Genomic DNA, 10,391 nt, shown 5'->3' with positions numbered 1-10,391 from the left:
GGCCTAGTGGGCACCGTGAGCTACTCCGCAGCGGGCTCCCTGCCCGGCGGCGGCTACTCCACCACCTACGAAAAGGAGACACTGCGCCCCATCTCCGTCCTGGGCGACGGGTTCCAGGCCGACACCAGCTACACGCTGACCGGCAAGCCCTTCGTAACGGAACTCGGCAGCACCAACGGGGGGAAGAAGACACGGCTCACCAACACCTACGAAAAGGGCACCCAGCGGCTGGCCACCTCCCGCGTAGATCGCCAGGACCAGCCTGGTGTGGACCAGCACGACACCTACCGCTACGACCAGGCGGGCAACATCCTGTCCGTCTCGGATGTCTCCCGCACCGGCACCGACACACAGTGCTTCACCTACGACTACCTGCAGCGCATGACCGAGGCCTGGACGCAGGGCGACCAGACCTGTGCCACGGCTCCAACCGGTGACAAGACGGGCGGCCCGGCGCCTTACTGGCGCTCCTACACCTACGACAAGGCCGGCAACCGCCTCACCGAAACCCTCCACGACACCGGCGGCGACAGCACCAAGGACACACAGCGCAACTACGACTACCCCAAGCCCGGTGACCCGCAACCGCACACCCTGGACTCGGTCACCTCGCACCTGCCCGGCGGAACCGTCACCGAGGACTCCTACGACTACGACGAGACCGGCAACACCATCTCCCGCACCCTGCGCGGGGACAAGCAGAGCCTGGACTGGGACGCGGAAGGCCACCTCGCCAAGGTCACCGAAGCTGTCGAGGGCGAGAAGGCCAAGGTCACCGAGTACGTTTACGACACCGAGGGCAACCGCCTGATCGCACGAACCCCGACCGAGACCACTCTCGACCTCGGGCACACCGAAGTCACCCTCCCCAAGGGAGCAGCGAAGGCCAAGGCCACCCGTTACAGCCCGCTCGGTAGCGGCCACCAGGCCACCAAGGACGACGACGGGACGATCACTTTCACGATCGCCGATCACCAGGGAACTGGCCAACTCTCCATTGCGGCGGCTGACCTGGCCCTCAATCAACGACGCACCCTGCCCTTCGGAGGCCCTCGCGGTGAAACTCCGAAGTCGTGGCCCGGCACCAAGGGATTCGTTGGTGGCACCGACGACACCAAGTCCACGGGCTTGACCCATCTCGGTGCCCGCGAGTATGACCCCAGCACAGGCCGCTTCATCTCCGTCGACCCGATCATGTTGTTGACGGACCCGCAGCAGATGAACGGCTACGCCTACAGCAACAACAGCCCCGTCACCCTGAGCGACCCAACCGGTCTCTGCGTCCTGTGTGCCGCTGCCATCATCGGTATGCGTGTAATCAAGACCTTCCGATCGATTGTCAGCCACGGCAGTGGAGGCGGCGGAAGCATTTTCTCGCGCAACCACAGCGCCAGCGGCAGAGGTTTCCTCAGTCCGACAACATCGGCAGGAGTGCCGCGGCCACCCGGCTACTTTGACGAAGCCTGGGCCGATGACGCGAGACTCAGAAGCTGGGCTGACCGCAATTCCGGTGACCCGTTCAACATGCTCGTGGGCAAGGTCTATGCCGCCGGCAAGGCGGTCGTCCTACCTGACGTTGATGCCTGGAAGGGCTGTTGGGGAGGCGACTTCGGATGGGGCGGCTGTGGCAGTGCGGTCTTGGACCTTCCCACACCCGCGAAGGCCCTGAAGCTGCTCAAGCTCAAGAAACTCAAGGAGGGTGAGGAAGCGGCAGAAGCCGCCGGGAAGTCGAGGAAGACGGCTCCGTCCGACTGCAAGTGCTTCCTGGCCGGCACAGGTGTCCTCATGGCCGACGGCTCAGCCAAGGACATCGAGGATGTCGAAATCGGCGACAAGGTTCTGGCCACCGACCCGGAGACCGGCGAGACCAGCGAACGCAAAGTCGCGGCGACCATCGTCACCGACGACGACAAGAACTTCACCGAACTCACCATCGTCACACCCGACGGCACCGAGAAACTGACCGCCACATACGAGCACCCCTTCTGGTCAGTCGACCAGAAGGACTGGGTCGAGGCCGGAGACCTCAAGTCGGGCATGACCCTACGCACGGACGACGGCCGCACCGTCACCGTGACAGCCGCTCGTCAGTACCAGGACCATGCTCGTACCTACAACCTCACTATCGAAGGCCTCCACACGTACTATGTGCTGGCGGGTCAGACACCGGTCCTTGTACACAATTCCAATGGGTGGTGCGGCCCCGGCCGCAGGACGGCGTCAGAAGCTGGCATCAGCCCCAACGATGCCAAGCGCATTCAGAATGCTGCAAATAAGCAGGGTCAGCCGATTATTGTCGTAGGGAGCCGAGCGGGGAACGGGAACCTCAATCCGATGTCGGACTGGGACTACATCCTGACTGGCCCGTCCAGATCCCGTCACAGTGTCAAGAACTCTCTACCTAGGGGATCCGGGGATGGCGATGGAAGCGGGCGCGGTCGGGATTTCTTCCAGAGTTATAATTCGAACAGCCCTAGAAGAGATTATGCGGAGCTGGATAGGGATAAGCCGTATGTTGTGTTCGAGCCTCAGGGGTAGGTGAACTAATTTGCGGACCTCGGAGCGTATTATCAATGAGGTAGCTCAAGAAATGCGCAGCCTAGATGAGGCGGTGGGATGGTTTTCATCGCTGGATCAAGGGGAACAGGATTCCGTTCTGCGCGAGATCGTTCTCTTCTTGATCCAATCGCATGTCACTGCAGACGACGGGCGTGAAGGACTCGCGAGATCAGAGGTTAAGGCAACCATGACGCCTGCGATTCTCATCCTGCGGGAGCCAATCCTCGAACAGATCGGTAAGATTGCAAGCTTGCCGCCAGGTGAATATCTGAAGGCGTTCCGTGTCCTTCTGTCTACGTTTGCGGTGGCTGATACGCGGCGGAGGGAAACCGTTTGTCGGGGGTCTTGTAGCCACGCCTGGCACAACCTTGCATAGAGCCGAGCACTCCTAGTGCGCCATTCGAAAGCGTGGTCGGGGAGTCTTGCATCCGTGTAGGTGTATGTGGGCCCCCATCGGGTCTCTGATCGATGGGGGCCAATGCGTTTGCCGGCAACGTCAATAGGCGACGGCTGCGGATCAGTCACCTCCCTTTGCCCGGGTACTCGTCTGAGTAACCCTGGCAAGATTTCCGGATGCTGTTTATGCTCTTCACCGTGCCGGTGCGGTGGGGGTGTCCCTATGATTTTGGTTAAGGTGCTGTGGGGGTTGGTGGTCGGTAGAAGGTGCCGTCGCGGAGCATGGCGAAGAGGACGTCGGCTCGGCGGCGGGCGAGGCAGAGGAGGGCTTGGGTGTGATGTTTGCCCTGGGTGATCTTTTTGTCGTAGTAAGTTCGGGAGGCCGGGTCGGCTAACGCTGCGGAGAGGAAGAAGGCCCGTTTGAGCTGCTCGTTTCCTCGCCTGGAGGGTTGTTCGCCGCGGATTGAGGAGCCTGAGCTTCTGGTCGCCGGGGCGAGGCCGGCGTAGGCGGCGAGGTGGGCGGAGCTGGGAAACCGGGTGCTGTCGCCGACGTCGATGAGGATGCGGGCGCCGGTCCTGATGCCGATGCCGGGCATGGACATCAGGACCTTGGAAAGACATCTCACGGCGCTAAGAGTCAAGCCGGAGTGGCTTCGAGGCGTGGGGCGAAGGCTCGGTGTTCGTCGTAGGGGACCTGGTGTTGCAGGCAGTGATGGAGCATTCCCAGCATCCGGTTGAACAGACTGCGTTGGGCGGCGGCGTGCCAGTCACCGCGGTCGCGCCGACGGCGGTAGTGGGCGTTGGCGCCGGGCGAGACGGTAATGGCGGCGAAGGACCACAGGTAGTCGGCATGGGTGAGCCGGTTGTTCTTGACGAAGCGGCGTCCGACGTACATCTTCTTGCCAGATGCACGGGTGACCGGGGCTGATCCGGCGTATGCCTTCAACGCTCGAGCATCCGCGAAGCGATCACGATCGTCTCCGATCTCGGCGAGGATCCGGGCACCGAGCAGGCAGCTCAGGCCGGGGAAGCTCGTGATCAGCTGGGCGTCTGGGTGTTCGCGAAACGACAACGACACTGCCTCGGCAAGGGACTCGGCGCCCTGGGCTGCCGCGTCCAGCTGGTGCAGCAGGACGAGTATCTGCTTGCCCATGGCGTCCTCGACCAGCGGCGGCTGATGGGCGTGCTCGGCTCGGAACGCCTCCTGAAGGCGTTGAGTCTCGGCTTCCGTATATCGCTGGCGGCCGCCGCGCTTCAGAGCCGCCCTGATCTGTGACTTGGTGAGCTTCGCTGCGGCCGCGGGCGTCGGAGCGATCGCCAGAATGGCACGGGCCTCGGGATGGACGAGACCGCACTTGCGGCCCGTGACGAACGCCTTGAGCGCCGTCGGATAGAACTCGCGAAGCAGCGATCGAAGTTGGTTGGCGGCCTGCTGGCGGTGCCAGACCGCGTCTTGTTGAGCGCGGGCCAGTACGGCGATGGCCTGGGCGAGTTCGCTGTCCGCGGGCAGTGGCCGGTGGGCGTGCATGTCGGTGCGCAGGATGTTCGCCAGGACGAGTGCGTCGCCGGGATCAGACTTCTTGCGCGAGACTCCGTGACGGTCGCGGTATCGCGACGCCGCCAGCGGGTTGATGGCAAACACCTGCCGCTTTCCTGCGCGCAGGATCGCGACGAGAAGGCCGCGGGAGGTCTCGATGGCCACGGGTATCGGCTCGGATTCTGTGTCGCCGTGTTCGGCGAGCAGGTCAAGCAGCTGATGGTAGCTGGCGGCATCATCGGTGATCCGGGCCTTGGCGATCAACGTTCCGTTTGGGTCGACCAGGGCGACGTCGTGATGTTGTTCGGCCCAGTCGATGCCGCAGAACACGCTCATATGGGTTTCTCCGCTCGTCGTTCGCGCTGGTGGCGAGCACATGCGGGCCGCGCGACGCTCTAATGCCAGGACTCACAGGTCCGCCATCTCACAAGCCGTTCGCGACGCCGAGGTCACCGTGCGGAGGGCTCGCATCACGAGGAACAACGAGTTGTGCGCGTCTGTGTTGCGCGGGTTCGTGATGGCCGGAGAGCGTCGGGCGCTGCCAGTCTTTCAATAGGCATCACTGTGCCGAAGAGGGTTCGGAGTCATCCCGACGCCCACCGACCATCACGAGCACCGCTGCGGAAACGGCACCGGTCTTTAGGAAGACCTCACCGGTCAGAAGGACCCGAGGCATCCGCTCCGCACTGCATTAATCGCCATGGAGTGGGACTACTCCGACCGACGCCGACGCACCGGGCGTCCACCCACGGCGGCCCCGCTCAAGAAGCTGGTGTTGCGCCTGGCGCAGGAGAATCCGCGGTGGGGCCACCGGCGGATCCAGGGCGAACTGGGCCGACTGGGGCACCCGATCGCGCCGTCCACGGTCTGGGAGATCCTGCACAAGGCCGGCATCGACCCCGCCCCGCGCCGCACCGGCCCGAGCTGGCGCGAGTTCCTCACCGCGCAGACCGAGGGGATCATCGCGGCGGACTTCTTCCACGTCGACACGATCACCGGCAGCCGGCTGTACGCGCTGGCGTTCCTCGAACACGGCACCCGCAGGCTCCACATCACCGGCGTCACCGCCCACCCCACCGCGCAATGGGCGACCCAGCAGGCGCGCAATCTCGCCGATGACCTGGGCAGCCGCGTCGAGTCGCTGCGCTTCGTGCTCCGCCACCGCGACAGCAAGTACACCGGCTCCTTCGACGCCGTCTTCGAAGCCGAAGGCATGGACGTGCTGCTCAGCGCACCCCAGGCACCACGCATGAACGCTCACTGCAAGCGAGTGATCGACACGATCCGCCGCGAGGCACTCGACCACGTTCTGCTCCTGAACGAGGCCCACGCCCGGCAGGTCCTAGCCAAGTACCAGGACCACTACAACAGACATCGGCCGCACCGATCCCGCGATCAACGACCGCCCGAGGCCCAGGAACAGCCAGCAGTCCTGGATAATCTCGAGCCCCGCAAGCTCATGCGCACCCGTATCCTCAGCGGAGCAATCAACGAGTACCGACATGCCGCTTGAACTGCAGCGATGACTTTTCGAACGCCACAAGCTCGGTCCAGGACACACTCGTGGCACCTAGCATCACCGGCGCCCCTTCGGGCACGCCGCCCACGCCGTGCGGACCGTCATCGCAGGAATCCGCTGGAAACTTGCCGGAATCATCGACACCGTCCACCGCCCCACAACCGAGGCCGCCCCGCCTCCGACCAGCCAACCACCGCCAGCGTCCGCCGTCACCACCCCGTCAAGATCCCCAACAGAGTCACGGCATTGCGCCTAGTCCCTATCGGAAGGTTCGCTCTCAGTCTCTCTGCTGTCTCGGGTTGGCCACAGGCCGCCCCCTTCGTACGTGCTCCGGAGCAGGGGAATCACCGCGCTGGGAATGCGGAATCCCTTCGCCCAAGAAGGGTCGGCGGCATGGCCGTAGACGGTGGTGAGCAGGAAGGGCTCCCCACCTGTCAGAACTCCTATCGCCTGCAGATCCCTCGACAGAGTGCCGATCGGTTGGGTGAAGCCGCGGAGCCTTCGTGTCTCGTCGTAGCCGGCAAGCTCGTACACCGTCTCCCGGTCCACGAACCCGCCGTTCGCCGCAGCTGCAACGATCGCTTTGACCCGGGATGGGTAGCGCCTCATCAGCTCATCCATGAACGCCCCCAGCGACTCCACCGTCCAGGCTCCCTCTTCGGAGTCTTCGTCGGCTGACGCCTCGCCCAGTTGCTCCAGATCGCGGACCGAGCCCTCGTCCACGTTCAACTCGAGGAGTTCCTTGGCCCAGCGGAGCAATTCGCTTGGCGTGAGCATGTAAAGCCCTACACCGGCCTGCTCCCGTAGTTCCAGGAGAAGTTCCGCACGGGGACGAGGCGGGATGTCGTATCCACGGCTGGTCCACCAGTCCTTCTTCACGTCCCCCGTGACCAGCAAAACATCGCACCCTCGATGCCGGGCCTCCTCCATGAGCTGTACCCACAGGAGGTAGTCGCCGGCAGCTAACTCGGGCTCCTTGGTACGGAAGTCCTCGTGCCCCGGCGGTATCCCCTCGTCGGCGCGCTGCTGCGCGTCTTTCACGGCCCTGTCGTACTCGTCCGGCGGCAGCGGCTCGCCGATCCGGCCGTGCAGAAGCGGTTCGAGAGCCTTCAGCACCGGGTCGGCGTCAGTAGTGGCAGTCTCCTTGAGTGCGTCGCACTCGGCCTGCGCCCGGATGAACATCTTGAGACTGTCGGCCACTTTGGTTAGCTCGGTCAGGTCTTCGTCAGTCCGTTCTGCAGCCTCTTCGTTGTCCTTGAGCTGGACAGCGGTCAGCCAGGTGGCCACTGCTGTCCGGGCCGTGCTGACCGCCTTATCGAGCAAAGCGCTCGCTTCATTGGCCTTGGTCGCATGGTGATGGCGTACGGTCGGCGACTCGCGGTTGCGCCAGAACTCCGTGAGCACCTGGTGTGGGATCCAGAGTCGCTCACGGAGCCGGGCGAGGGTGGCAAGGGTGTCCCGGCGGGTGCTCTCGTTCGAGCGGTAGAGGTTGAGCAGCACATTGGTGTCGAGCACGACCAGCCCGGAATCGAAGATCCGCTCATAGTCGGAACGGAGTGGGCTGCGATGGGCCTCGTCGCAGTCGAAGATGCCCCGGTCCTGAGGCTGGTCGGACGTGGCGTGCGGTGCTGCCATGAGACGCTCCCCTAGAATCCCGATGCGCATAAGCCCTCCCCAGCTGGGTGCGCGGGGGCAAGTCTTACAGGACTGCTCGATGGGGCGCAGGTGCTTGCCGAAGCCGCAAGACTTTACTGCTCCTGGTGCAGGGGCACTTCATCGATTACGCACCGAACGTTTTCGACCAGCGCACGCGCCCTCGCATCTGCGCGCGTACATCGAGCGCTGGATCGGCGGATGCCGCCGCGAACTCCTCGACCGCACACTGATCACCAACAAACGGCATCTGCGCAACGTACCGGCCACATACGAAACGCACTTCACCGCCCACCGCCCACACCGCGCCCTCCATCAAGCAGCACCCCTGCGGCCACTCCCCCGACCCGGTCGACCCGGACGGCATGGTCATCTGTCGAGATCTACTCAGTGGCATGATCCACGAATACACACAGATCGCATAGAACGGCCGAGTTACGGGCACCCATAGGCTCCCTGGAGGCCGGGTGATGTTAAGGGGGACGTATGACCCGAGGTGATGTGACGGCGCTCGCCATCACTGCCTGGACGATGTCGCTGTGGGCACTGATGATGACCGCGACGTCTCAGCGGCGAGGCAAAAGGACGTTTCTCGAACGCATAGTGTGGCAATGGGCGTTGAAGCGCGCAGCCGATCGACGGACTGACTTGGAGTCGAAGATCAGCTCAAGCAACCTGGCCACGCTGCCGGCGTCAACCCTGAACTACATACAGCGTGACGACGTGCTGTTCCAGGCTTCATCAAGGGCTTCCGCGGTCAAGATCATCAGCACCTCCGTACTCTCCTTCAATGCCGGCGGAGCGCTGTCGCTCATTGTTATGGCCAGTACATGGTCCTCGTGGCGTGTACCTCTAGCGGGCGTAGCCCTGCTAGTGCCCGTGTTGCTTACGATCGGTCTTAATCTCCTGGCCATGGGCCCTGGGATGCAGCGTTGGACAACCGAGGTCGTCACCGCTACCGCACGTCGATCCTACGAGGCACTACTGGTTCCGTTCGAGACGTCTGGACGGGTGCCAGCGGGCAAGGAGCCCTTTCATTCCCCCCACATCCCAGCCGTGCATGCGCTGGAGGACCTCGCTCGCGCCCTCGAGAAATACGCTGTCAAACGGGCCCTTCCTGACGGGACGAACCCTATGACACAAGTCGTGCGGCATTATGCGGCCGCCGCAACACACGTACGCACTCTGCGCGACGGAGTTGAACTCGACCGAACGGACGACGGCCGGAAGCAGGCACTCAGTGAAGTAGGACGGCTGCTGACAGTCCTCGCGGGGCCGAACCTCCGGGATCTCGTATCGGTCTATGGTGTCGACGAGAACCTTCTAAGTGAGCATCGTGCGCGTACGGCGTGGCAGCGTCAGACTCTAGCGCTTACGATCTTCACCCTCGTACTTGGCGGTGTCGTCGCCGCCCTTGCCCTGTCAACGTCCGGGCTCGGCGTCGCGGTGGCCACTGCTGCCGCCACCTTCGTCGTGGCCACGTGGGCCAAGAACTTCGGGCTCTCCCCTACCCACAGCGACACCGGTGCCAGTAGTTGAACCGGCCCAGAAGTTAGGCCCCCGCCCAGAACACCCGCTCACTCTCGCCTCCTGCATGACCGTGGTGAAGGGCCTGAGCGGAGACTTGTAATTAGCGACCACATGTCGTGAAGCAGGTGGAGGGGTATGCCTACAACAGGCCGCAGGAGCCCACATAGTCCCGCTCTCAGGTAGGGAACACCCGGCTAAACGCGGGCTTTCCTCCCGCAAGCTACTGAACCCTGCCGGTCGCAGCGGCCACTTACGGGAGTTGTTACCGCGACGCCCCTCCTTGTCCCCCGCTTCGTCATCAGTTTGCGTCCCCCGCTCGAATGAGCCGAACGCGGCCGCCCAATGAAGCTCATTCCACTCGTCAAGCGGGTCGTCGGGGGCGCGCTGGGCTGGCTTTCCGAGTCCTGACGCCGATGCGTTATAGGAAGTTTCACTGCTATCAGGAATGAACGGCCTCCTGGGCTTCATACACCCCGCACCACCCGTGCCCTGCCTTGGGTACGGAATCCTAGGGCGTGGCGGTAAATTTCAGGCATTCGGTATCGCCCGTCAGCGTCTCTCGCCATCGCGCCCCACTGCTCCAGGGCCTCGACATCATCAGGAGCTAGGTTCAGGTCAGCTGGATCAAAGGGCATCTTGACGGAGTCCGAGAAGGTTGCCATGTGCCGCAGGAGTTTCCCAAGGCGAGGATTCTCCTGGTTGATCTCCTCCACCTTCGCACGGCTGCATGCGCCGAGAGAGTGGCGCATAGCCGCCGGGGTAAGCACTCGATCCGGCCAACGCTCGTCGCCGGTGGAAGCGGCAGCCGCCTCGCGAAGGAAGCGGACGACATCACGGGCTTGGATCTGTTCGTTGAAGTCTACGAGCGCCGCAGGGACCCACCGCTCTGTCCATGCTTCACGTGAATTCTCGGTGCCGAGCTTCGCACCCCATAGAGGAAGCAGCGCCTCGACGATTTCGTCGAAGGTCATGTCCGCAATTGCACGTCCTGGCGTCCTAACAGAGTCGGAACTCGACGCAATCCACAGCGAGAGTCTAAGCGCGTCTTCGGTGTCCCAGCGGAGTTCGTAGGGGCGTAGCGGTCGAGGAACTGTCCTAGGTTCTGCTTAATCGCCGCGCGGACCAGATCCTGACGCACGAATACCACGAGGCCCAGTGAGCGGTTGCGAAGACGACGGAGCCAGGCTGGTACATCGA

General features: G+C 63.5%; 7 protein-coding genes and 2 pseudogenes. 5 read left to right on the top strand and 4 right to left on the bottom strand.

Going from position 1 to position 10,391, the window contains the following annotated elements:
* Nucleotides 1-2,538: polymorphic toxin-type HINT domain-containing protein (locus ACQKIP_RS29220; RefSeq protein ID WP_427744579.1), on the top strand; the 2,538-nt coding region annotated here is incomplete at its 5' end.
* 10 nt (nucleotides 2,539-2,548) lie between these two features.
* Nucleotides 2,549-2,935: a DUF5958 family protein gene (locus ACQKIP_RS29215; protein WP_365854963.1), complete on the top strand. Its 387-nt coding sequence runs from the start codon at nucleotides 2,549-2,551 to the stop codon at nucleotides 2,933-2,935.
* 253 nt (nucleotides 2,936-3,188) lie between these two features.
* Here ACQKIP_RS29215 and ACQKIP_RS29210 read toward each other — a convergent pair.
* Nucleotides 3,189-3,572 (bottom strand): annotated as a pseudogene (locus tag ACQKIP_RS29210) (transposase); the annotation flags it as partial.
* Between the two features lie 20 nt (nucleotides 3,573-3,592).
* The gene (locus ACQKIP_RS29205) at nucleotides 3,593-4,828 is read right to left on the bottom strand and encodes an IS110 family transposase (protein WP_365854965.1); all 1,236 of its coding nucleotides are present in this window, start codon (nucleotides 4,826-4,828) and stop codon (nucleotides 3,593-3,595) included.
* A gap of 355 nt (nucleotides 4,829-5,183) precedes the next feature.
* Here ACQKIP_RS29205 and ACQKIP_RS29200 point away from each other — a divergent pair.
* Nucleotides 5,184-6,005, top strand: a pseudogene (locus ACQKIP_RS29200) (integrase core domain-containing protein); the annotation flags it as partial.
* Between the two features lie 258 nt (nucleotides 6,006-6,263).
* Here the strand turns inward: ACQKIP_RS29200 and ACQKIP_RS29195 are convergent.
* On the bottom strand, nucleotides 6,264-7,646 hold the full coding sequence (locus ACQKIP_RS29195; protein ID WP_365854967.1) for a PIN-like domain-containing protein: 1,383 nt from the start codon (nucleotides 7,644-7,646) through the stop codon (nucleotides 6,264-6,266).
* Between ACQKIP_RS29195 and ACQKIP_RS29190 the strand changes: the two genes are divergently transcribed.
* Complete coding sequence (locus ACQKIP_RS29190) at nucleotides 7,645-8,115, top strand: integrase core domain-containing protein (RefSeq protein ID WP_427744577.1); 471 nt, start codon at nucleotides 7,645-7,647, stop codon at nucleotides 8,113-8,115. The genes ACQKIP_RS29195 and ACQKIP_RS29190 overlap by 2 nt on opposite strands.
* 35 nt (nucleotides 8,116-8,150) lie before the next feature.
* Complete coding sequence (locus ACQKIP_RS29185) at nucleotides 8,151-9,203, top strand: hypothetical protein (protein WP_365854971.1); 1,053 nt, start codon at nucleotides 8,151-8,153, stop codon at nucleotides 9,201-9,203.
* A gap of 455 nt (nucleotides 9,204-9,658) precedes the next feature.
* On the opposite strand, the gene ACQKIP_RS29180 is transcribed toward ACQKIP_RS29185, so the two are convergent.
* Nucleotides 9,659-10,165, bottom strand: coding sequence for a hypothetical protein (locus tag ACQKIP_RS29180; protein WP_365854973.1), 507 nt, complete (start codon nucleotides 10,163-10,165; stop codon nucleotides 9,659-9,661).
* Nucleotides 10,166-10,391 lie beyond the last annotated feature (226 nt).

The organism is Streptomyces sp. NPDC059900, from assembly GCF_050270335.1.
Classification (GTDB): domain Bacteria; phylum Actinomycetota; class Actinomycetes; order Streptomycetales; family Streptomycetaceae; genus Streptomyces.
Note: the sequence above shows the minus strand (reverse complement) of the source record. Positions and strands in the feature narration are given on the sequence as shown.

Bases quoted from the DNA above. Each gene is read 5' to 3' on its own strand.
- ACQKIP_RS29205 (WP_365854965.1), bottom strand. From the start codon at position 4,828: ATGAGCGTGTTCTGCGGCATCGACTGGGCCGAACAACATCACGACGTC.
- ACQKIP_RS29190 (WP_427744577.1), top strand. From the start codon at position 7,645: ATGAGACGCTCCCCTAGAATCCCGATGCGCATAAGCCCTCCCCAGCTG.
- ACQKIP_RS29195 (WP_365854967.1), bottom strand. From the start codon at position 7,646: ATGGCAGCACCGCACGCCACGTCCGACCAGCCTCAGGACCGGGGCATC.
- ACQKIP_RS29185 (WP_365854971.1), top strand. From the start codon at position 8,151: ATGACCCGAGGTGATGTGACGGCGCTCGCCATCACTGCCTGGACGATG.
- ACQKIP_RS29180 (WP_365854973.1), bottom strand. From the start codon at position 10,165: ATGACCTTCGACGAAATCGTCGAGGCGCTGCTTCCTCTATGGGGTGCG.